Origin of the sequence: Trinickia mobilis (assembly GCF_017315705.1) — a bacterium.
GTDB lineage: Bacteria > Pseudomonadota > Gammaproteobacteria > Burkholderiales > Burkholderiaceae > Trinickia_A > Trinickia_A mobilis.
The window spans coordinates 63,819-83,660 of sequence record NZ_JAFLRF010000018.1; the positions used below are offsets into that span (position 1 = coordinate 63,819).

Here is a 19,842-nt window from a genome sequence, read left to right on the forward strand (position 1 = left end):
GGACAGGGCCTGTTATTGGCGTGAAATCGTACGGGCCGGAAATTAGCCGGGAATGAGAGACCTGATGTATGCGACGGGAGATAAAGGCTTTCGGCTAGCTTGGCTTCGATGTTCACAGACGTTGCCAAAACCGCGCGACGGCCGGATGAATCTCGTCGCGCCACGTCGGGCCCATGAACAAGCCGTAGTGATCGCAGTTCGCAATCGTGAGCCCGAGACGCTTGCCCTCGGCGACGCCGCTGCATAGCGCTTGCGCCGCATGCGTCTGCTGGGCCCCGGTGATGGTGTCGCGCGCGCCCTCCACGGTGCACAGCGCGATCGACGATAGCGCCTGCGGACGCACGTCGCGCCCCTTGACCTGCCATGTGCCGCGCGCCAACTGCTGTTCGTGGAATATCACCTGCAGTGTGTCAAGAAAGTAATGCTCGTCCATGTCGAGCACCGCCGCGTATTCGCCCATTTGCCGAAGACTGCGCGCAATGCCCTCCGAGTCGGCCGCGGCCTGGCTCGACCAGTAGTCCGCTTCGAGTTCCCATTTGTGGTGCGGGTAGGCCGCGGCGATGGCGGCTTGCTGGTAGTAGCCGGGATACACGCGGCGCCCGGCGCCCGCGTAGGGCGGCGGGACCGTATCGATGAGCGTGCGGCGGAACCAGTCGACGCTGTGCGATTGCGCAAAGCGGGCGAGCCCGGTCGGGTTGAGGCGCGCATCGATGGGGCCGCCCATCAGCGTGAGGCTCGCTGCGGGCGTTGCGCCGTCGCTTGCAAGCAGCGCGAGGGCGGCGAGCGTGGGCACGGTCGCCTGGCAAACGGCGACGACATGAATGCGCTCGCTGCCGATCTTGCGCAGGAAACGTTCGATGACGAGCACGTAGTCGTCGAGGCCGAAGCCGCCGTCCGCGAGCGGCACGTCGCGGGCGTCGGCCCAGTCGGTCAGGTAGACGTCGCCGTCTTGCAGCAGCGCTTGGACGGTCTCGCGCAGCATGACCGCATGGTGGCCCGCAAGCGGCGCGCAGATCAGGATATCGAGCGCCTTGCGGCGGCGCGTGCGGGGCGCGCTGTCCGGCTCGCGCGAGAAGTGGCGGAGCACGCAAAACGGTGTGCTGTCGGCGACGCGCTCGGCGACCGGTACCGTGCGTGAGCCGATCGTCACCGACGCAATGGAGAACGGAGGGACCTCGGCAGAGTGCGGCTGCAGGAGTGTGGAAAGCCAGTCCGAGCCGAAGCGCGCGGGCCAGCCCCAGGCGCCCGCGCCGAACGAGGCCCATGCGCCGGCGGCGCGGATCAGGTTGCGCTGCGCTTCAATCCATGCGTACCACATGGTTGCTCCTGTCTGCACCGCACGCCTTGATGTACTGACCGTTTCCGCGCATTGCACCGCGTCAAAACTGGTAATCGACCGAGACCGAAAGCACGACGCCGGTCGCGCGTTGCGTGATCGGGCTGTGCGCAGCGGACCCGGCCAGTTGCTGAATCGCCGTTTCGCTGTTCACGATCCAGTGCTTGGCCGGCAGCCACGTCGCACTGATGCCGAGCCCGTACGATTTCACCCCGGCCGACGCGCGATACTGCGGATAGCCGGAGTGCGCCGCTTGCGTCGCGTTCACGCCGAACCAGCTATTCATATACGTCGAGTCCGCGAAAGTCACCGACGGCCCCGCGAACCAGACAAACGTCTTCGAGCTGCCGGGCAGCGGCAGGTAGGCGCCGATATCGCCGATCCAGCCATCGGCGCCGCCGATGTTGCGGCGGATATCGGCGCGGATGTCGAGCGGAAATGTCTCTGAGATCACGTAGTCGCCGAAGAGTTTCAGCGCGGGCGCCGGGTTGATGTTGCCAAGCCCGTACAGATGTTCGTAATCGCTCGATTCGCGGCGGCCGAGATCGTACGTGACGGCGAACGCGAGATGCCAGTTCCGGCCGCTCAGAAAATTGACGCCCGCGCCATCGCCCGTCGATAGAAAGAGGAGGTTGCGGTAGCGGATATCGATGCTCGGTCCGGCCAGCACGTGGTAACGCGAGGACCCGTCGTAGAGCGGCTGAAACGCCATGCCGGGCCCGACGCGGATGCGCCACGCCGGCAGCTGAGGCGTGTACATCCGCTCGAGCGTGATGCCTGCGGAATACTGCCACTCGGCGAGCGGCGACGGCGTTTGCGCAACGGCCGCGCTGGGCGAAGCCAAGCCGATGACGGCAAGGGCGGCCACGGGTCGCATGTCCATCGATGGGCTCCTCATGGATCGCGATCGATTCCCGGATGGGGGGCAAGTCAGTGCTGCACAGCATAACGTAACGCTGCCGCAGCGCGGCAATCCGACTCGATAGACCGCCTGTCTACTCGGGTATGGGTGCGCACGAGGCAACGGCTATGCCTGGCTTGCTGCCGGGGGGCTTGCGGCGGCGCAAACTGGCACCCATCCCCCCCGTTTTCTAAACTTGTTGTTGCACTGTCATGTGCAGACCCGGGGATGGGCATCCGCATCGCGCGAATTCCGGCCGCTCTGCGGTCGATCGGCCCGGCCATTCACCGGCATGTACTCACCACCATGACGAGGGCTAGATGAGCATTCTTTCGCAGAGCGATAACTGGCGAGATATCGCCGCCACACTGGGACACTATTTCGAGTCGCGTTCCATCCCCTTTCACATCGAAGAGCGCGCCAACGGCACGCTGCATATCGGCTTCGACTCCGCCGGCCATCCGGCGACGGTGACGGTCTCGTTCGACGAAAGCGCGTATCGCGATCTCGAAAGCTTCGACGATGAAGCCAAACGCCGCGCGCTTTCGCGCATCGAATCCGAATTCGCCCGCCTGATGAACCGGGGCGGACCGTCTGCGCTAGCGGGCGAGTTCCGCATCCACCGCGTGTGACCCGGCACGCGCCGGCGTTCCGGCGGCGCGGCCGGAACCCTGCCCCTCCCTCAGCGCGGATGCCCCGCGGCGCGAGGATTCGGGTTCGCGCCGGGGGGCGTCGCCGGCGGCCGCTCGATCGCCTGCAGCCGCCAGAATCCGCTGATCGGCGCGAGCCGCGTGGCGGATAACCACGACGCAGCCCCCTGCGTGGCCGACAGGCGCCCGCGGACGTCCACCTGCAAATCATGCAGCGTGATCAGTGCGGTTTCGTTGCCGGCAGCGTGCAGCAGCGTGACGGCGCCCGTAATTTGCGTTTCGCCGGTCTGCGGCAATTCGATGCCGGAACTCGATTGACGCGACCATTTGCGGCTCATCGTGTCGAGCCATAGCAGGGCGTAGTCGTGGCAGAAAGTCGGGTCCGAGCAGTTGACCAGGATCGAAAGACGCATGACGTGTCTCCTGAAGTGCCTGCTGCCATATTTCAATTAGCTTTCGATTGACCTTGATCTGGCTGAAAAGCTGCGCGCAAGGCGCATGCCGCGCAAGAAATGACTAGCGCGATTCAGCCGCTGTCGCGGTTCGTGTAGTGCGATACGAGTGCAAGGGCGGCGGCAAACTTGAGCGCGCAATCGACCAGCGACAAATAGAACCCGGTTCGCAGCACGTTGTATTCGAGCGGCAAGTCGAGTCCGATGGCGATCACGCTGACGGCGCAGACGAACGTGAAGAGCACGCGCGCGCCGCGTACGCCGCGCAGCGTGCAGACGACGAGCACGACCAGCAGCGCCTTCGAGAACAGAAGCGCGAGCGTTTGCGCGATGCCGCCGCTGCCGTGCACTTCCCACGGAATGACGACGAACGACCAGACGCACACGCCGATGACGAGCGCGCGCGTCATCATGCCCAGCCGGCGCGCGCGGCCGCGCGCGCCCGCAGGCCGGCGGGCAGCGCCGATGTGGCCGGCATCGTGGGCGGCCGAGTGCTCGCGCTCGGCAGGTTCGGCGGTTCGATGGCCGAATTCGCGTCCGATCATAAGAGTGCTTCCGTTGAGGAAGGCGCGTGCCATGCCGCAATCGCGTTGCGTGGTCCCCGTGCGTTCAATTCGAACTATACGGCCAACAAAACACCGCTTAATGACATTTTTGTTGAGCTAACGACTTACGGGGTTTTCCGCAATTGTCTGCGGAGTGAGCGAGCCGGATCGAGACCGTGCAACGACACGCCATCAGGCGATGGCAGAAGGCGTTGTACGGTTGGCAGAGTTTGGCGGGACGGGGCGATTGCTCGAAGCGCGACGCAACCCGACACTCGATCTCATCGACGCGCATCGCGAATTCACGGCAAAGGACGGTTCGTCAGCGTGTCGCTTCGATCCATCCACCCACTCGACCCGACCTGACCTGGAGAACCTCATGGCCACGACCATCGCCGGCATCAAGATCCCCGACAGCCAACTCGCGCGCGCCGCCACTGAACTGGTGCGCGACACCGAACCGGACCTGCTGTACAACCACTCGCGGCGCGTGTTCCTGTTCGGCGCGCTCGCAGGCGAACGCAAGCGGCTCGACTACAATCCCGAGCTGCTCTACATCGGCGCGATGTTCCATGACATGGGGCTCGTCGAAGCGTACAGCAGCCCGTCGAATCGCTTCGAAGTCGACGGAGCGAACGCCGCGCGCGACTTTCTCAAGCGATACGGCGTGAACGATTACGACATCGAGCAGGTGTGGATGTCGATCGCGCTGCACACGACGCCCGGCGTGCCGGAGCATATGAAGCCCGTGGTCGCGCTGGTGACGGCCGGTGTCGAGATGGATGTCCTCGGGCTCGCGTACCACGAGTTCGCCGATGAAGCGCGCATTCAAGTCGTGGCCGCGCATCCGCGCGAAAAGGACTTCAAGAACGGCATCATCGACGCGTTCGCGCGCGGTACGATCAAGAAGCCCGAGACCACGTTCGGCAACGTGAAAGCCGATGTGCTCGAGCTGCGCGATCCGCAATACAAGCGGCTGAACTTCTGCCAGATCATCCTGGGTTCTGCGTGGGACGACAGCCAGAGTCATGTTCATCACGCCGGGTGCGCGTGCAGCGAATCGCCGGTTTCCGGTTGAGATCCAGCGGCTTCGATCAGCCCGGCGCTGCCGCAGTCAGTTGCGCGTAAACGTCGTGCGACAGTTGCAGCAGCGTCGCGCGGTCCATGCCGCCCGAGATCGCATAGCCGAAGTCGCCGTCGACCCAATAGAACACATTGACCGAGCCGTCCTGATACAGCTTGAACGCCGTCGTGTTCGAACGGGCCTTCCGGTGCGAGATGCACAGCGTCACGCGCTCGTCCTTCGCGTTGCGGTACATGAACTGCGCGACCGGGCCGTCGTCGCCTTGCAGAATGCGTCCGCCCATCAGATCGAGCCCGCTTTTCGTGAGGTTCGGCGGCCGGACGTCGGTGCCGAGCTTGTTGGCGAGCATCTGCACGAAGTCCTGTTCCTGGTCCTCGCCCATCATGCCGGCGGGGCGGTAAACGGACGGCATGTAGACCACGTGCGCGAAGGCGGCCTGGCGCGCGAGCGGATCGGCGGTTTCGTAGCTGACCGCATGCGTATTGCCGCTGCCGGGCGACGCCGGCGCCAGCCCATCCTTGCCCAGGTTCGTGCCGACGCCGATGCCCACGCCGATCACGAGCGCAGCCGCGAGGCCCGCAAATTGCGGCCAGTTCGCAGCCTGCAGCCAGCGGCGCGGCACGGGTGTCTGCAGGCGCTTCGGCACGGGCTCGCTGAGCACGCGGTCGTAGCGCTCATGAAACAGGCTGTTGAGCGAGAAATAGTCGCTCACGCGCGCGGCGAGATCGGGGTTGCGCTCGAGCGCTTGCTCGACCAAGAGGCGCCGCTCGTCGGACAGCGTCCCGTCCACGTAGGCATGAATGTCTTCGTCTTCGATCGGAGTGTGTTGGTCGCTCATCGCACCACCTGTAGTTTTGCGCCGGGCTGCGTGCCCGCCATCAATGCTCTCAGCCGTTCCCGCCCGCGCGACAGCCGCGACATCACAGTGCCGATCGGGATGTCCAGCGCGAGCGCGACATCCGTATAGCTCATCTCTTCGAGACCGACCAGCAGCACCACCGCGCGCTGTTCGGCGGGCAGGCGTTGCAGCGCGTAGTCGAGATCGCGCACTTCGAGCGCTCGCGTCGGGTTCGCCTGGACGGCGAATTCGCCCTCGGGAACCGCGTCGTCATCCACCGACACGTGCACGGCGCGCGTCGACGCCTTGCGCACTTGATTTGCAAATACGTTGTGCATGATCGTAAAGAGCCATGCGCGCAGATCGGTGCCTGCCTGGAAACGCTCGGTCCGGCTCAGGGCGCGCTCGAGCGTGTCCTGGACCAGATCGTCCGCCAAGTCGCGATTGTTGACGAGCGCCCTGGCGTAGCGCCGCAAACGCGGCACGTGGTCCATCAACTCGTTACGGATGTCCATTTGTCATATCGATCAGGGGTTGGCGGCGCGCGCCAGTGGCTGCGAACGACGGTCATACAGGAGCAAACACGCTTGCGCGCAGTTTATTCCCGATAACCGCAGGCCGGTAGCAGGGCGGGTTTTCATGTCGCAAAGGAGCGCTAAGGCCGGCGCAGGGTGAGCGAATCCGCGGCGCGCATCAGGCCGTGCGTGTCGGCGTTGCCGGCCAGCACGTAGCGCTGGTGGTGTGCGGACCAGGTGAGGAGCCGCAGCGTGCCGGCGCGGTGCGCCATCCATTGCCGTTGGCCCGAGGCCATCAGCGAAGCGGCTGTCAGCAGCACGACGGGCTTGCCGTCGGCGTTGACGTACACGAATTCCGCCGCCCGCGAGAACGGGCCGAGCTGCACGAGCTTTTTCGCCGCGAAGCGCAAACCCACGGAGCCGAGGTCCGGTGCCGGCTCGCCGTCCACCGTGGCGAGCGCGGGATTGGCGGCGCTTGCCTCGGGGTCGGACGCCCGCGTCAACGCCATGACGGCGGCGTTGTCGAGTGCCTGCGGGGAGACTTCGATCGCCGCGATCCAGCCGCTCGCCGTCAAGAGGGCGACAAGCAGGGCGAGCAAGGCTCGCACTGCGGCGAGGTTGCCGAGCTGCGCGAATCGACGCCGCAGTGCGGCGTGCCACGGCGAGCGCGGCAAGCTTGACGGTGAAGTCTCGCCCGATCGGCCGAACGTGTGCTTGAGCTGCGCGTTGAGCCTGCCGTAGAACGCAACCCGCCGTGCCTCGCCGGGCTGGCTTTCCAGATAGTCGTGCAGATGCGCGGCGCGATCCGGCGTGAGGAAACCGTCGGCATAAGCGAGGATGTCCCGTTCGGAAAGCGGCGTGTGTTCGGGTGGATGGGTCGGTGCCATGGTGTCGTGTCGGGTTCAGGCGAGTCACGCCTCTTGACCGGCAAACACGAAAAATCCGGGTTTATTCCATCGAAACGACGTTTTCGAATCGGCGTCGAGTGCTCCTCGAGGAAAGCGAGCCGCAAGCGCGGAATAAGCGGACCCAAACGGTGTTTGCCCGCATGAAGACTCGATCCAAGCCAAGGAGCCGCCGTGACCCAGCCATCGTCCTCACCTCCGTCCCCCCGATGCGTGCCGTGCCGGCTTGCCGCCATCGGCGCGGTCGTCGCCGCGCTCGGCGGCGGCTTCGCTTATGTCGCCGGCTGGCTGACGCCCGCCCGCCTGACGACCTCGCGCATCGTCAACCAATTGCAAGCCGACGCCGGCCTGCATCCCGGCTACCGGCGCAACCATGCGAAGGGCGTCTGCGTCTCGGGCTACTTCGCCAGCAACGGCAACGGCGCCGCGGTCTCGCGCGCGGCCGTGTTCGAGCCCGGCGTGGCCACCCCCGTGATCGGCCGCTTCGCCATTCCCGGCGGCAATCCCTATGCACCCGACAACAGCGTGCCCGTTCGGAGCATGGCGTTGATGTTCAAGCTGCACGACGGCGAGCAATGGCGCACCGGCATGAACTCGACGGCGTTGTTCGCGGTCCATACGCCGCTGCAGTTTTTTCGGCAGCTTCTCGCGTCGAGGCCCGATCCGGCGACGGGCAAGCCGGACCCGCAGCGTCTGAAGGCGTTCTTCGCGGCCAATCCCGAGACGCAGCCGTTTCTCGCGTGGGTGAAGGCGAATCCGCCGTCATCGAGCTTCGCGAACGCCGCGTACTACAGCATCAACGCGTTCCGCTTCACCGACGCCGACGGGCAAACGCGGGCGGTGCGCTGGGCGATGCGGCCCGAGACACCCTATGCGCCGCTCAGCGCGCAAGAGAAAGGCGAGAAGAACTTTCTCGCCGACGAACTCAGTCAACGGCTGCAAGCAAGCGGCAGCTTGCGCTGGCATCTGATCCTGACCGTCGCCGCGCCCGGCGACCCGACCGACGACGCAACCCGGCAATGGCCCGCCGATCGCCGGCAGATCGACGCCGGCACGCTCGTCATCGATCACGAGTCATCGCAGGAGGAAGGCTTGTGCCGCGACGTCAATTTCGACCCGACCATCCTGCCCGACGGGATCCGCCCGTCGGACGATCCGCTGTTGGCGGCGCGCTCTGCCGCGTACGCGCTGTCGTTCGACCGCCGCACGCATGAAGAAGCGGCGCAGCCGAATCATCCGAACCCGACCTCGAACGGAGACCATTCATGAACGGCCCCCACGCTCACTACCGTTCGCTGGGGGCATCATGACCCCCGCGCAATCGCATTTCAGTCCGCTCGCGCGGCTGCTCCATTGGACGATGGCCATCGCGATTCTCGCGATGCTGTTCGTCGGCGTCGGGATGGTCGCCACCGTATCGCGGGCGCACAGCGTGTTGCTCGCGATTCACCGGCCGCTCGGCATCGCGCTGCTGGTGCTGGTGGTGATCCGCATCTTCGTGCGGATCCAGCGAGGCGCGCCGCCGCTGCCTGCGGACCTGCCGGCGCCGCAGCAGTTCGCCGCGAAGGCCTCGCATCTCGTGCTGTACGCGCTGATGGCGGCAATGCCGCTGATCGGCTGGTCGATGCTGTCGGCCGGGGGCTTTCCGGTGACGCTGTTCGGCGCGCTGCATCTGCCGCCGATCGTGCCGCACGACGTGAGACTCTATGCGCTGCTGCGCGAACTGCATACCTACCTTGCGTTCGCGCTCTTCGCGACGGTGCTGATGCATCTGGCCGCTGCGCTGTTCCATGGGCTGATCCGGCGCGACGGCGTGCTCGCGAGCATGACGGGGTATGCGGCGCGGCGGTGACGCGCCTCACGAATCCGCGGTGGGAATGAGCACGGTGACGGACAGCCCCGCTTGCGCCGGCTCGTCCGCATAGGCGAGGCGAACGTCTGCGCCGAGGCGGTCCGCGATGGTCTTGACGATCGAGAGACCCAGGCCCGAGCCCACTTCGCCGCTGCCGAGCACGCGATAGAACGGATCGAAGACGCGCTCGCGCTCCGCCGCCGGAATGCCCGGTCCCGAATCCTTGATCTCCAGAACGGCGCGGCGATCGCGCGCCGTCACCGAAAGGTCGATGCGCCCGCGCTCAGGCGTATAGCGTATGGCGTTATCGACGAGATTCCTGACGACCGCGATCAGGTCCACTTCGTTGACGAGAACGCGGGCATCGTTCTCGCCCTCCACGCCGATATCGATGCGCTTGGCCTCGGCGAGCGGCATGAGATCTTCGAGCACGCGCCGGTAGACGCGCAGCACCGAAACGGGCGCGCCCGGCGATTCCGGCGTGGACTGCGCGCGCGCGAGCGTCAGCAATTGGTCGAGCAGACTGCGTCCGCGCTCGATGCCTTTGCGCAATACGGTCAAGCGTTCGCGCGCTTGCGCCGACATCGGCGCCTCGGCGAGCCGTTCGGCTTGCAGCGACAGCGCCGTCAACGGAGAACGAAGCTCATGCGCCGCGTCGGCAACGAAACGGCGCTGCGCCTCCATCGCTTGGTCGATGCGTCCGAGCAATCGATTGATGGCCACGACGAACGGCCGCACTTCCGACGGCAGGTGTCCTTCGTTCACCGGGTGAAGTTCGCGCTCGCCGCGCCGGTCGATGTCGGCGGCCAACGACGCGATCGGCCGGAACATCTTGCGCACGAGATTGGCTGTGACCAGCAGCAGGACGGGCACCAGAATCAGAAACGGCATGACGGTGCGCAGCGCGCCGTCGCGCGCGATTTCGTCGCGAAAGCCGGTCTCCTGCGCGAACGCGACGCGTTCGCCTGTCGCCATCGTCTTGACGAGCACGCGGAACGGCTCGCCGCGGATCTTGAGCGTATGCATGCCGTCGGGCACGCCGAGCGGGATCGGCAAGGCGTCCGAGGCATTGCCGCCGCGCTGAGCCGCGCTGTTTTCGATCAGGTATTGGACGACGACGCGCGATTCTTCATCGCTGTGTTCCGCGCGCCCGCGGTCCCCCAGATGCGGGAGCGGCATGTGCTGCCGATCGAACAGGGCCGCGACTTGCCGCAACACGTCGTCTTGCAGCTCGTGGGCTTCGTCGAACGCCGTCGCGAACGAAATGATGCCCGCCACGATCGCGACAAGCAGAATCGCGAGCGAAAGCCCGAACGACAGCCTGAGCTGGACCGACTCGCTCAGCCGCCTTTTGAAACCATCCATCCGACCCCCCGAACGTTCTTGATGATGTCGCTGCCGAGCTTGCGGCGCAGCGTATGGATCAGAAACTCGACCGCGTTGCTCTCGACTTCCTCTCCCCAGCCGTAGATGCGGTCCTCGAGGTCGCGCCGCGACAGAATCGCGCCGGGGCGCACGAGCAGGGCTTGCAGCAAGGCGAACTCGCGGTTCGAGAGCTGCACGGCGTCGCCGCCCTCGACGACGGCTTGCCGCGTCGCCGGATCGAGCGATACCGTGCCGTTCGAGAGCACCGGTGTCGCGCTGCCGCCTTTGCGGCGGAGCACCGCGCGCATGCGCGCGAGCAGCTCGGCCATTTCGAAGGGCTTGAGGACGTAGTCGTCGGCGCCGCCGTCGAGGCCTCGCAGCCGGTCGTCGAGCCCGTCACGCGCGGTGATGATGAGCAACGGAACCGGATTGTCGTTCGCGCGAATCGATTCCAGCACTTGCTGGCCGTCCTTGCCCGGGAGACCCAGGTCGAGCAGGATCAGGTCGTAGTGCTGGACGCCAAGCGTGGTGAGCGCGGTTTGCCCGTTTTTCACCCAGTCCGCCGCGTACGAGGCGTCCTTCAGCGCCGAATGAATCGCCTCGCCGATCATCGGGTCGTCTTCGACCAGCAATACCCGCATTGCGCCTTCCTCCGGTTGTGACGATGTTCGATTTTAGGCTGGATATAGGCGCATCAGCGGCGCACCCAGCCCAGCGCGATGAGCCTGCCAAACAGCAGCCGGTGGGCGCGGATGGCAAACCAGTAGGCGTGCGGCATCCACCGGCGCTGCGCGCAAGACACGAGCCACGCGCCGACGGCCGATACGAGCACGGCACCCGCCATATCGAGCGGGAAATGCACGCCGACGTAGATGCGCGCCCACGCAACCGGCAGTCCCAGCAGCGCCAGCGCAAGACCTGTCGCGCGCCGGCCGCGGTGCGTCGCAAGGCTGAAGGCGACCGACCAAAGCAACGTCAGGTGGTCGCTCGGAAACGAGGAATCCGGTGCATGTGCGACGAAATTGTGGCCCAAGCCCATCGCGAACGGACGAGGATGTTGCCATAACAAGGCGATGATCTGGTTGACGAACAACGCCGCCGCAGCGGATGCGGCGGCTTCCAGCATCATTTTCCGGGTCTCTTTGCTGCCTCGCAGCCATCCGACGGCCACGATGGCGGGAACCGCCCAGATAGCGTATTCGGCGAAGAAAATGCCGAAGGCAAGCACGAAGGCGTTGGGATCCGCGGGAGCGTTGAGCAACAGAAACAGCGATTGATTCAGGTCTTCCATAAGCGATTAGCCGTGCGGTTGCGAAAGCTTGCCGCGGCGATGCATCGTGCTTCTCCAATAGAGCGCGGGAAGTGGCGAGTTGGGGAGATTACCGCCGCAAACTTAGCGGTGACTGAGCGGGCGGAACGATCGCCGTGCGGGAACGTCAAGACGATCGGGTCGGCTATGACACGCAGACGGCGCGAATAGTGCCGCTAAGTGCCGCTGCGTCGGCCATTGGCCGGTACGAGCCAGTACGAAATCGACGTTCGATCCCACGAGGAATGGCAGGGTTCTTTCGTTTGGCGTCGGCGAAATCGGGTTTCCTTGTGCTGGAATCGATGCAGTGCGATAATGCATCGCAATTGCGATGCGCGAGGTGAAGCATGAAAACCGCCACTTTTCCGGCAGTGCGAGTCGAGCCGGAACTACGAGAGGCAGCCGAGAATGTCTTGCTGGAAGGCGAAAGCCTGTCCGGCTTTGTCGAGCAATCGATACGCGAGAGTATTGCTCGGCGCACGCAGCGTAGTGAATTCATCGCGCGAGGGCTGGTGTCACGTAATCAAGCGCGGAAAAGCAACGACTATATTTCCGCCGAAGACGTAGTGACCCGCCTCGAAAAACGGCTGAAAGCGGAGCAAGCGCGAGGCAAGGCTCGCCGATGACGTATCGGGTTCGCTTTACGAGGGACGCCGCCGAAGATCTTGAGCGCCTCTACGATTTCGTTCTTGAGCGCGACGAGCGCGACATGTTGCTTGCAGAGCGCGCACTTGCGGCGATTCGCGATGGCATTGCCACGCTCCGTACGTCGCCGTTTACTTGCCGGAAGGCCCGCGAGGACATGCCGCTATTGCGCGAGCTAATCATTCCCTTTGGTCGAACGGGGTACGTGGCTCTGTTTGAGATCGACGATAGCGACACGGTGACCGTGCTGGCTGTGCGGCATCAGCTGGAAGACGACTATTACTGACACCTCGTCAGCGGCGAGCGTTGGCTCACCCATTCCCCCGCATGACCTTAGCCAGCCTCTTGAGTGCGGCATCGATTTCCTCCGCACTCATCCCGCCATAGCCGAATAGAAGCCCTTGCTTTGCCGGCTGGCTTGCGTAGAACGCCGAGATTCCATAAAGACCGATCGACGCCTCGGCCGCGGCCGCGATCAGCGGGCCTTCTTCGATTCCGTCTTTCAGCAGGGCCGACATGTGTATCCCGGCGGCCGGGACCAACGGTTCGAGCCAACGCGCAAGCTCGCCGCTCAGATGCGCGACGAGGACGCTGCGCCGCGCCTCGTATTGCTTGCGGATGCGCCGCAGATGCCGGGCGAAATCGCCGTCGAGCATGAAGCGCGCAAGCGCGGTCTGCGTGAGCGTCGCCGTGTGCCAGTCGCCGATCTGCTTGGCCTTTTGCAGCGCCGGATTCAGCGAGCGGGGCGGTATCGCGTAGCCGACCCGCAGTTCGGGAAAGATCGTCTTCGAGAAGGTCCCGACATACGCGACGAGACCCGTGCGATCGAGACTCTTCAGCGACTCCATCGGCCGGCCTTCGAAGCGGAACTCGCTGTCGTAGTCGTCTTCGATGATCACCGCGCGGCGCCGCTGCGCCCATTCGAGCAGTTCGACGCGCCGCTCGAGAGCCATCGGCATGCCGAGCGGAAATTGATGCGCCGGGGTGACGTAGACAAGCCGCGCATCTTTCGGCAGGTCTGCCACGACGAGGCCTTGCGCATCGACGCGCACGCCCGCGACTTTCGCACCGAGCGCGGCAAATGCGGCTCGCGCGGGCGGGTACCCCGGATCTTCGACGGCGGCGACGTCGCCCGGTTTGATGCACACGCGCGCCAGCAGATCGAGCGCCTGCTGCGCGCCTTGCGTGACGATCACGTCCTGCCAGTTGCACGCGACGGCGCGGCTGAACGCGACATAGCGTGCGATGGCGAGGCGCAATTCCTGCTCGCCCGCCGGGTCGCGATAGTTGCCGCGGCTCGTTGCTTGAATCCGCAGTGCGTGATTGAAAGCGCGGCGCCAGGCGTCGAATGGGAATTGGGTTTTGTCGGTGACGCCACCGAGAAAATCGAACCGCAGCGCCGGCCGGGGCACCGGCATCGACAGCGATTCCGGCACGTCCGACCACACCGGCTGGACGTCGAGCAGCAGGTCGTCCGCATCGGCGATGGGCGCGCGAGCCGCCGCCTCCTGCGCGTTTTGCGGTACGCGCGTGAGGCCATCGGCCACGAACGTGCCGTCGCCGGCGTGAGTGCGCAGATAGCCCTCGGCGATCAAGCGCTCGAAGACTTCCAGCGTGGTCTTGCGCGATACGCCGAGCTGCTTGGCAAGCTCGCGCGTCGACGGCAGGCGTTGCCCGCCGGCCAGCCGTCCGTCGACGATGCCGGCCCGCAATTGCCGGTAGATCTGGCCCGTCAGGTCCTGACGTCCGTGAAGGCGGATCGGCATGTCCATGGCAGCGATGACGTGAACTCGCAGGAGGGGCCGTCCTCTGGCATATCGGCGGTTCGATCAAGCAGCCTGAGGGGGGCGCTTCACCCGCACGGCAAAATCCGCGACGAATGCCAGCGCGAGCGCGATCGCACCGCACAGGAACACGAGCCGGTAGTCGTTGTGAAAGTGCGAGAACAAATACGAATAGCCGTAGCCGCCGAGCGCCTGAAACAGCGCGAAAGCGGTGGTCGCGCGGCTCCACGCCGCACGCTGTTCGTGATGGTCGTGGGGCACGAGTTCGTGGATGCGTCCGAGCACGAGCGGCACGATGGCGGGCGTGAAAATGCCGAGGATCACGGTCGCGACGCCGAGCAGCACCGGATTGCCCGAGAAAGCGAGGATCGCGACCGCCACCGCTTGCAGCGCGAGCCCCGCGCGATACGCATTGGCGAACCCGATCCGATCGCCGGCGTTCCCGCAAATCACCGGACCGGCGATGGCGGCAAGGCCATACAGCACCCAGTAGCTTGCGCCGACGCCTGGCCCACGGCCGAGGCCGCGTGCGACGTAGTCGACGAGCAGAACCATGACCGGGACGAGGCCGAGCGCGTTCGCGGCGTACTGGCCGTAAAGCACGCGCATGACGAGGCCGCCGTTGCGGTGGGCGATGTGCGTCGCGGCGGCGTGCGGCACCGGCGCGGGCGGATTCGATGCGGGCCAGCCGAACCAGCTCGCCGCCGTCAGCACGAGCGCGAGCACGCCGAGGCCCAGCCACGTGTCGCGCAGGCCGTAATGAAGCAGCTTCGGCACGAGCGTGCCCGATGCGGCGATGCCGAGCCCGAGACCCAGAAAGATCATGCCGCCCACGAAGCCGCGGCGCGGCGCAGGTATGTGCGGGAGGATCGAGGTTGCCACCAGCACCATGATCGCGCCGCCGGAAATGCCCGACAGCAGGCGCCAGACGAAGAACCACGTCACCGAGAGCGGATACGCGCAAGCGAAGAACGCGGCGGTGACGACCACCATCAGGAAGCGCAGTGAGGTGCGATTCGAGAGCTTCGCCGCAAGCGGACGCCCCGCCAGCGCGCCGATCAGGTAACCCGCGAAGTTCGCCGCGCCGAGCGTGACCGCCGCCGACGAGCTGAACCAATGCGCCTGGATCAGCGACGGAATGAGCGGCGTATAGGCGAATCGGGCAAGGCCGATGGCGACGAGGCTGCCGCACAAACCGGCGAACGTGGCGAACAGCGCGCGGGCGTCGAGGGATGAGGACTCTCGCCCGGGTACCGTGGATTGACTTGCAGTCACGACTCGCTCCTGATGCAGGCCTCGCGTTTCGCGTGCAGGCCGAAGTGTTGATTCGTTGCGACCGCCCGGATGGGGGTCTTCGATGGCAGCGTGACGACAGCTAACCGGATATCGCAGACGGACACACCAGCCGGGCCATCGCGATCCGGAAAAGTCATAGCCGCTTGCGCGCCGCTTTGGCGGCGCCCGAGGCAGAGGAGGCGCGTGCTGCAGCCGGCAGCGCGGGCAGCCCGAAGAGCGCGAGCGCCGGACTTACCGCGCCGCGCAACAGCGCGCGCTCGGGATTGACGCGAGCGAGCACGCGCACGCCAAGCATGATCGCCAACAAATGCTTGGCGGCGTCGCCTGCGGACACGGCCCGCGGAATCTCGCCGCGTTGTCGCGCAGCGAGCAGACAACGGTGAAAGAACTCGCCGATCTCCCCGATCTCGCTCACGACGGATTGACGGAATTCGTCGTCGTCGCGCGTCGATTCCAGTGCGGAGTTGATCAGCATGCAGCCGCGCCTCTCGGGATCGATGACCGAGCGTTCGACGATCTCGTGGAAGAACGTCGTGATCGCGAGGCCCGGCGCGACAGACGCTTCGAGCCTCGCGAAACGTTTGCGCACCGTCTGATCGAGATAGTACTCAAGGGAACGTCGGAACAGCGCGCGCTTGTCGCCGAACGCGTTGTAAAGACTCGGCTGAGCGAGGCCGGTGACCTGGACGAGGTCTCGCGTGGAAGTGCCTTCGTAGCCTTTGGCCCAGAAGGCGTCGCAGACGGCTTCCAACACGGCGTCTTCGTCGAATTCGCGCGGTCGCGCCATGTGTTGCTCCGTGAATCGGGTTGCCCGCGACCATTTTGTTGCGGTCGATAAAAAACGATTATATATCGACCGATACAGAATGCAAGCGCGGCAGCTTCACGTGCTACGCAGGCATCTTGCGGAACGCGATGGCAATGCGGTTCCAACTGTTGATCGCCGAAACGAGCAGTGTCAAATCGACGATCTCCTCGTCGCTGAAGTGCGGCTTGACGGCTTCCCAAACCGAGTCGGGCACGTGCTCGTGCGACACCAGCGTGACGGCCTCGGTCCATTCCAGCGCGGCGCGCTCGCGGTCCGTGAAGAACGGCGTTTCGCGCCAGGCCACGACGGTCGCGAGGCGCCGGTCGGTTTCGCCGCCCTTGCGCGCATCGGTGGTGTGCATGTCGACGCAGAACGCGCAGCCGTTGATCTGCGAAGCGCGCAGCCGCACCAGTTCGGCGAGCGATTTTTCGAGCGAAGATTTGCCGATTTGCTCTTCGAGTGCGAGCAGGGCTTTGACGGCGCGCGGGTTGGCTTTGTAGAAGTCGAGACGGGGTTGCATGATGAATGGGCTCCTGAAAAAGGTGTGCGGATTGAAACATCCGACACCCTCAAGATTAGACGCCCATGCCGGCATTGGAAAATGACCGATTTTTGGTATTTTCAGGTAACCAGTTGCCTCATTCGATCGCGGCCGCCGGGCCGAAGAACTCGTAGCGGCTTTGCGATTCGGGCACGCCGATCGCCTTCAAATGGCGTTTGATCGCCTTCATGAACGCAATAGGACCAAGGAAGTACACGTCGACATCGCGCGTTTGCGGCAACCAGCGCTTGAGCAGCGCCTCGTTGAGATAGCCGATCGCATGCGCCTCCTGGTCGCCGTCCCGGCGCTCCTCGTAGCAATAGAAACGCTTCAGTTGCGGATGGCGCTCGGCGAGCGTGTCGATCGCATCGCGGAACGCGTGGACGCCGCCATGCCGCGCCGCGTGAATGAAATGCACGGGACGGTCGGTGCCGAGCGCCGCCTGCAGCATCGCAAGGGTCGGCGTGATGCCCACGCCGCCGCTGATCAACACGAGCGGCTTGTCGCTTTCTTCCAGCTTGAAGTCGCCGGACGGCGCAAAGAGCTCGATCGAATCGTCGACGCTCACTTGCGCGTGCAGGTAATTCGATACCTTGCCGTCGGGCTCGCGCTTCACACTGATCCGGTATTCGCGGCCGTTGGCCGCCGCGGAAAGCGAATAGTTGCGGCGCACTTCCTCGCCGTCGATCACGAGCCGCAAGCCGATGTATTGTCCGGGCTGAAACTCGAGCAGTTCGCAGCCGTCGTCGGGGCGCAGGTAGAACGACGTGATCTCGTCGCTTTCCTTGACCTTGCGCGCGACGCGGAACGTGCGCGTGCCGCGCCAGCCGCCCGGCGCGCGTGCCTTTTCCGCGTAGGTCTTTTCTTCGAGGCCGGTCAGGATGCCGGCGAGCTGACCGTAGGCGGCGGCCCATGCGTCGATTACGGCATCGGTGGCGATCTCGGCGCCGAGCACTTCGCGAATCGCCCTCAACAGGCACTTGCCAACGATCGGATAATGCTCGGGCAGGATGTTCAGCGCGACGTGCTTGTTGACGATCTGCGCAACGAGGCCGCCGAGCTGTTCGAGCTGGTCGATATGGCGCGCGTACATGAGCACGCCGTTGGCGAGGGCACGCGGCTGCGCGCCGCTTGCCTGGTGAGCCTGGTTGAAGAGCGGGCGCACCTCGGGATGCTCGCGAAGCATCGTCTCGTAGAAGTGCTGGGTGAGCGCTTCGCCGCCGCTCTCGAGCAGCGGCACGGTGGCTTTGACGATGGCACGGTGTTCGGCAGAAAGCATTTGTCGTTTCCTCGCAGTAGTTGGCAGATGGCTTGAAACTAGCCAGCGCTGTCTATAACCACGATCTGTGCCAGAATAAAAACTTCGTTGAATCAATGTGTTAGCTATTTGTATGGTCGATCCGACGATAGTCAAAGCGACAACGAGCGAAGTCAAATTGACTGCGCGCGCACTGCTCGATGCGCTCGCGCCGCTCATGCAGGATCTCTCGCACGATCTGCCCGACACGGAGCGCTATCGGCGTCTGCTGCAGAGCTTGCGCACGTTGTTTCCGGGCGATGCCGCCGCGCTGCTGCGGCTCGATGGCGACACGCTCGTGCCGCTCGCCATCGACGGGCTATCGAGCGATACGCTCGGCAGGCGCTTTCGCGTCGGCGACCATCCGCGCTTTGCGCAACTGCTGTCGCGCGCGGAGCCGACGCGCTTTGCGGCCGATTCCGATTTGCCGGACCCATACGACGGCCTCGTGCAGGGTGTCGCCGGAAAACTGGAAGTGCACGACTGCGTAGGCTGTCCGTTGTTCATCGGCGGGCGGCCGTGGGGCCTCCTGACGCTCGATGCGCTCGATCCGGCCCAATTCGACGCGCTCGACATGCCGGCGCTGCAGGCCTTCTTGAGTCTTGCGGCGGCGACGGTGAGCGTCGTCGAGCGCATCGAAACGCTCGAACGCACCGGCGAGGAGGAGCGCAGCCGCGCGGAAGAAGCGTTTCGGCAAGCGAGCGGGCAGCACCGCCGCGAATTCATCGGCAGCAGCGATGCCTACAAGCGTCTGCTCGAAGAGATCGAAATCGTGGCGGCCAGCGAGCTGACGGTGCTCGTGACCGGCGAGACCGGCGTCGGCAAGGAACTGGTCGCCAACTCGATTCATGCGTTGTCGGCGCGGGCCGGCAGGCCGCTGATCAGCTTGAACTGCGCGGCGCTGCCCGACGCGCTGGTCGAAAGCGAACTGTTCGGGCATGTGCGCGGCGCGTTCTCCGGCGCGTCGTCGGATCGCCGCGGCAAATTCGAGCTCGCGCATGGCGGCACGATCTTTCTCGACGAAGTCGGCGAGCTGTCGCTCACGGTCCAGGCAAAACTCTTGCGAGTGATGCAGAACGGCCAACTGCAAAGGCTCGGCTCGGATAGCGAGCACAAAGTCGATGTGCGCGTGATCGCCGCGACGAATCGCGATCTTGCCGAGGAGGTCGGGGCGGGGCGCTTTCGCACGGATTTCTACCATCGCTTGAGCGTCTATCCGCTGCGGGTGCCGCCGTTGCGCGAGCGCGGCCGCGACATCCTGCTGCTCGCCGGTTTTTTCCTCGAAGAGAACCGCAGCCGGCTCGGCCTGCTCAGCTTGCGTCTCTCAGCCGATGCGCAGGCAGCGCTGCTGCGCTATCCATGGCCCGGCAATGTGCGCGAACTGCAGCATCTGATCGGACGCAGCGCGCTCAAGGCATTGGCGGTCAACCGCGAACGCCCGCGCATCCTGACGTTGACCGCGGCCGACCTGGGCTTGTCCGGCGAGCCCGCCGCAGCCGATGCGCACGGCAAGGCGCCGGATGCCGGCGAGCCTGAGCGCGTGGAAAAGGATTTCCGCGCTGCGGTCGCGGACTTCGAACGAAAGACGATTCTCGCTACGCTTGCGCGCCACAGGCACAACTGGGCATCGACCGCGCGCGAACTCGGCCTCGACCCGGCCAATCTGAATCGGCTGGCGAAGCGGCTGGGATTGAAATGAAGCCGGGCCGCCATTGCGAT

At 65.2% G+C, this 19,842-nt stretch carries 22 protein-coding genes; 7 read left to right on the top strand and 15 right to left on the bottom strand.

From position 1 onward, the window contains the following. Window positions 1-112 precede the first annotated feature (112 nt). Window positions 113-1,318 (bottom strand): polyhydroxyalkanoate depolymerase, encoded by a 1,206-nt coding sequence (gene phaZ, locus J3489_RS22720; protein ID WP_207001839.1) that lies wholly within the window; start codon window positions 1,316-1,318, stop codon window positions 113-115. 61 nt (window positions 1,319-1,379) lie between these two features. Next, a complete protein-coding gene (locus J3489_RS22725; RefSeq protein ID WP_207001847.1) occupies window positions 1,380-2,219 on the bottom strand; it encodes a MipA/OmpV family protein in 840 nt (279 codons plus the stop codon). A 338-nt stretch (window positions 2,220-2,557) separates the two neighbouring features. Here J3489_RS22725 and J3489_RS22730 point away from each other — a divergent pair, with 338 nt between their 5' ends. Continuing rightward, window positions 2,558-2,869: a hypothetical protein gene (locus tag J3489_RS22730; protein WP_207001849.1), complete on the top strand. Its 312-nt coding sequence runs from the start codon at window positions 2,558-2,560 to the stop codon at window positions 2,867-2,869. Window positions 2,870-2,919: 50 nt separating this feature from the next. On the opposite strand, the gene J3489_RS22735 is transcribed toward J3489_RS22730, so the two are convergent. Both J3489_RS22735 and J3489_RS22740 read right to left on the bottom strand, forming a co-directional pair. Beyond that, on the bottom strand, window positions 2,920-3,300 hold the full coding sequence (locus tag J3489_RS22735; RefSeq protein WP_207001851.1) for a DUF3564 family protein: 381 nt from the start codon (window positions 3,298-3,300) through the stop codon (window positions 2,920-2,922). A gap of 113 nt (window positions 3,301-3,413) precedes the next feature. Then, the gene (locus tag J3489_RS22740) at window positions 3,414-3,884 is read right to left on the bottom strand and encodes a hypothetical protein (RefSeq protein WP_207001853.1); all 471 of its coding nucleotides are present in this window, start codon (window positions 3,882-3,884) and stop codon (window positions 3,414-3,416) included. 379 nt (window positions 3,885-4,263) lie between these two features. Between J3489_RS22740 and J3489_RS22745 the strand changes: the two genes are divergently transcribed. Beyond that, window positions 4,264-4,962, top strand: coding sequence for an HD domain-containing protein (locus J3489_RS22745; protein WP_207001855.1), 699 nt, complete (start codon window positions 4,264-4,266; stop codon window positions 4,960-4,962). A gap of 16 nt (window positions 4,963-4,978) precedes the next feature. Here J3489_RS22745 and J3489_RS22750 read toward each other — a convergent pair whose 3' ends face one another. The 3 genes from J3489_RS22750 to J3489_RS22760 form a co-directional block, all read right to left on the bottom strand. Continuing rightward, window positions 4,979-5,806 carry an anti-sigma factor family protein gene (locus J3489_RS22750; RefSeq protein WP_207001856.1) on the bottom strand — a complete coding sequence of 276 codons (828 nt, stop codon included), beginning with the start codon at window positions 5,804-5,806 and terminating at the stop codon, window positions 4,979-4,981. Beyond that, window positions 5,803-6,321, bottom strand: a complete 519-nt coding sequence (locus J3489_RS22755) for an RNA polymerase sigma factor (protein ID WP_207001858.1) — start codon at window positions 6,319-6,321, stop codon at window positions 5,803-5,805. The genes J3489_RS22750 and J3489_RS22755 overlap by 4 nt, the downstream gene beginning before the upstream one ends. A gap of 140 nt (window positions 6,322-6,461) precedes the next feature. Continuing rightward, the gene (locus J3489_RS22760) at window positions 6,462-7,208 is read right to left on the bottom strand and encodes an anti-sigma factor family protein (RefSeq protein ID WP_207001860.1); all 747 of its coding nucleotides are present in this window, start codon (window positions 7,206-7,208) and stop codon (window positions 6,462-6,464) included. A gap of 192 nt (window positions 7,209-7,400) precedes the next feature. Here J3489_RS22760 and J3489_RS22765 point away from each other — a divergent pair, with 192 nt between their 5' ends. Beyond that, complete coding sequence (locus J3489_RS22765; protein ID WP_374193478.1) at window positions 7,401-8,495, top strand: catalase family peroxidase; 1,095 nt, start codon at window positions 7,401-7,403, stop codon at window positions 8,493-8,495. A 37-nt stretch (window positions 8,496-8,532) separates the two neighbouring features. Further along, window positions 8,533-9,078 (top strand): cytochrome b, encoded by a 546-nt coding sequence (locus J3489_RS22770; protein WP_207001862.1) that lies wholly within the window; start codon window positions 8,533-8,535, stop codon window positions 9,076-9,078. 6 nt (window positions 9,079-9,084) lie between these two features. On the opposite strand, the gene J3489_RS22775 is transcribed toward J3489_RS22770, so the two are convergent. The 3 genes from J3489_RS22775 to J3489_RS22785 are packed head-to-tail and all read right to left on the bottom strand — an operon-like array spanning window position 9,085 to window position 11,734. After that, complete coding sequence (locus J3489_RS22775) at window positions 9,085-10,443, bottom strand: sensor histidine kinase (RefSeq protein WP_207001864.1); 1,359 nt, start codon at window positions 10,441-10,443, stop codon at window positions 9,085-9,087. After that, entirely contained in the window at window positions 10,419-11,084 is a 666-nt protein-coding gene (locus J3489_RS22780; protein ID WP_207001866.1) for a response regulator transcription factor, read from the bottom strand. Before J3489_RS22780 ends, J3489_RS22775 begins: the two co-directional genes overlap by 25 nt. A 53-nt stretch (window positions 11,085-11,137) precedes the next feature. Then, window positions 11,138-11,734, bottom strand: coding sequence for an undecaprenyl-diphosphatase (locus J3489_RS22785; protein ID WP_207001868.1), 597 nt, complete (start codon window positions 11,732-11,734; stop codon window positions 11,138-11,140). 365 nt (window positions 11,735-12,099) lie between these two features. Between J3489_RS22785 and J3489_RS22790 the strand changes: the two genes are divergently transcribed. Together J3489_RS22790 and J3489_RS22795 are read left to right on the top strand one after the other, a co-directional pair. After that, entirely contained in the window at window positions 12,100-12,378 is a 279-nt protein-coding gene (locus J3489_RS22790; RefSeq protein WP_207001870.1) for a YlcI/YnfO family protein, read from the top strand. Further along, complete coding sequence (locus tag J3489_RS22795; RefSeq protein ID WP_207001872.1) at window positions 12,375-12,683, top strand: type II toxin-antitoxin system RelE/ParE family toxin; 309 nt, start codon at window positions 12,375-12,377, stop codon at window positions 12,681-12,683. The genes J3489_RS22790 and J3489_RS22795 overlap by 4 nt, the downstream gene beginning before the upstream one ends. Window positions 12,684-12,708: 25 nt before the next feature. Here J3489_RS22795 and pdxR read toward each other — a convergent pair whose 3' ends face one another. The 5 genes from pdxR to hmpA form a co-directional block, all read right to left on the bottom strand. Then, window positions 12,709-14,169, bottom strand: a complete 1,461-nt coding sequence (gene pdxR / locus J3489_RS22800; RefSeq protein ID WP_207001874.1) for a MocR-like pyridoxine biosynthesis transcription factor PdxR — start codon at window positions 14,167-14,169, stop codon at window positions 12,709-12,711. Window positions 14,170-14,226: 57 nt separating this feature from the next. Then, window positions 14,227-15,456 (bottom strand): YbfB/YjiJ family MFS transporter, encoded by a 1,230-nt coding sequence (locus J3489_RS22805; protein ID WP_207001876.1) that lies wholly within the window; start codon window positions 15,454-15,456, stop codon window positions 14,227-14,229. A 154-nt stretch (window positions 15,457-15,610) separates the two neighbouring features. Beyond that, window positions 15,611-16,264: a TetR/AcrR family transcriptional regulator gene (locus J3489_RS22810; RefSeq protein ID WP_207001878.1), complete on the bottom strand. Its 654-nt coding sequence runs from the start codon at window positions 16,262-16,264 to the stop codon at window positions 15,611-15,613. A 103-nt stretch (window positions 16,265-16,367) separates the two neighbouring features. Beyond that, window positions 16,368-16,805: a carboxymuconolactone decarboxylase family protein gene (locus J3489_RS22815; protein WP_207001880.1), complete on the bottom strand. Its 438-nt coding sequence runs from the start codon at window positions 16,803-16,805 to the stop codon at window positions 16,368-16,370. A 118-nt stretch (window positions 16,806-16,923) separates the two neighbouring features. Further along, the gene (gene hmpA, locus J3489_RS22820; RefSeq protein WP_207001882.1) at window positions 16,924-18,105 is read right to left on the bottom strand and encodes an NO-inducible flavohemoprotein; all 1,182 of its coding nucleotides are present in this window, start codon (window positions 18,103-18,105) and stop codon (window positions 16,924-16,926) included. Between the two features lie 112 nt (window positions 18,106-18,217). Between hmpA and norR the strand changes: the two genes are divergently transcribed. Further along, window positions 18,218-19,822: a nitric oxide reductase transcriptional regulator NorR gene (gene norR, locus J3489_RS22825; protein WP_207001884.1), complete on the top strand. Its 1,605-nt coding sequence runs from the start codon at window positions 18,218-18,220 to the stop codon at window positions 19,820-19,822. The last annotated feature ends 20 nt before the right edge of the window (window positions 19,823-19,842 follow it).

What these genes read in the sequence shown, in the direction of transcription:
- J3489_RS22750 (WP_207001856.1), bottom strand. Translation starts at nt 5,806, where the DNA reads ATGAGCGACCAACACACTCCGATCGAAGACGAAGACATTCATGCCTAC.
- J3489_RS22785 (WP_207001868.1), bottom strand. Translation starts at nt 11,734, where the DNA reads ATGGAAGACCTGAATCAATCGCTGTTTCTGTTGCTCAACGCTCCCGCG.
- J3489_RS22725 (WP_207001847.1), bottom strand. Translation starts at nt 2,219, where the DNA reads ATGGACATGCGACCCGTGGCCGCCCTTGCCGTCATCGGCTTGGCTTCG.
- J3489_RS22760 (WP_207001860.1), bottom strand. Translation starts at nt 7,208, where the DNA reads ATGGCACCGACCCATCCACCCGAACACACGCCGCTTTCCGAACGGGAC.
- J3489_RS22735 (WP_207001851.1), bottom strand. Translation starts at nt 3,300, where the DNA reads ATGCGTCTTTCGATCCTGGTCAACTGCTCGGACCCGACTTTCTGCCAC.
- pdxR (WP_207001874.1), bottom strand. Translation starts at nt 14,169, where the DNA reads ATGGACATGCCGATCCGCCTTCACGGACGTCAGGACCTGACGGGCCAG.
- J3489_RS22745 (WP_207001855.1), top strand. Translation starts at nt 4,264, where the DNA reads ATGGCCACGACCATCGCCGGCATCAAGATCCCCGACAGCCAACTCGCG.
- J3489_RS22795 (WP_207001872.1), top strand. Translation starts at nt 12,375, where the DNA reads ATGACGTATCGGGTTCGCTTTACGAGGGACGCCGCCGAAGATCTTGAG.
- phaZ (WP_207001839.1), bottom strand. Translation starts at nt 1,318, where the DNA reads ATGTGGTACGCATGGATTGAAGCGCAGCGCAACCTGATCCGCGCCGCC.
- J3489_RS22730 (WP_207001849.1), top strand. Translation starts at nt 2,558, where the DNA reads ATGAGCATTCTTTCGCAGAGCGATAACTGGCGAGATATCGCCGCCACA.
- J3489_RS22770 (WP_207001862.1), top strand. Translation starts at nt 8,533, where the DNA reads ATGACCCCCGCGCAATCGCATTTCAGTCCGCTCGCGCGGCTGCTCCAT.
- J3489_RS22780 (WP_207001866.1), bottom strand. Translation starts at nt 11,084, where the DNA reads ATGCGGGTATTGCTGGTCGAAGACGACCCGATGATCGGCGAGGCGATT.
- J3489_RS22775 (WP_207001864.1), bottom strand. Translation starts at nt 10,443, where the DNA reads ATGGATGGTTTCAAAAGGCGGCTGAGCGAGTCGGTCCAGCTCAGGCTG.
- J3489_RS22815 (WP_207001880.1), bottom strand. Translation starts at nt 16,805, where the DNA reads ATGCAACCCCGTCTCGACTTCTACAAAGCCAACCCGCGCGCCGTCAAA.
- J3489_RS22755 (WP_207001858.1), bottom strand. Translation starts at nt 6,321, where the DNA reads ATGGACATCCGTAACGAGTTGATGGACCACGTGCCGCGTTTGCGGCGC.
- J3489_RS22790 (WP_207001870.1), top strand. Translation starts at nt 12,100, where the DNA reads ATGAAAACCGCCACTTTTCCGGCAGTGCGAGTCGAGCCGGAACTACGA.
- norR (WP_207001884.1), top strand. Translation starts at nt 18,218, where the DNA reads ATGGTCGATCCGACGATAGTCAAAGCGACAACGAGCGAAGTCAAATTG.
- hmpA (WP_207001882.1), bottom strand. Translation starts at nt 18,105, where the DNA reads ATGCTTTCTGCCGAACACCGTGCCATCGTCAAAGCCACCGTGCCGCTG.
- J3489_RS22810 (WP_207001878.1), bottom strand. Translation starts at nt 16,264, where the DNA reads ATGGCGCGACCGCGCGAATTCGACGAAGACGCCGTGTTGGAAGCCGTC.
- J3489_RS22740 (WP_207001853.1), bottom strand. Translation starts at nt 3,884, where the DNA reads ATGATCGGACGCGAATTCGGCCATCGAACCGCCGAACCTGCCGAGCGC.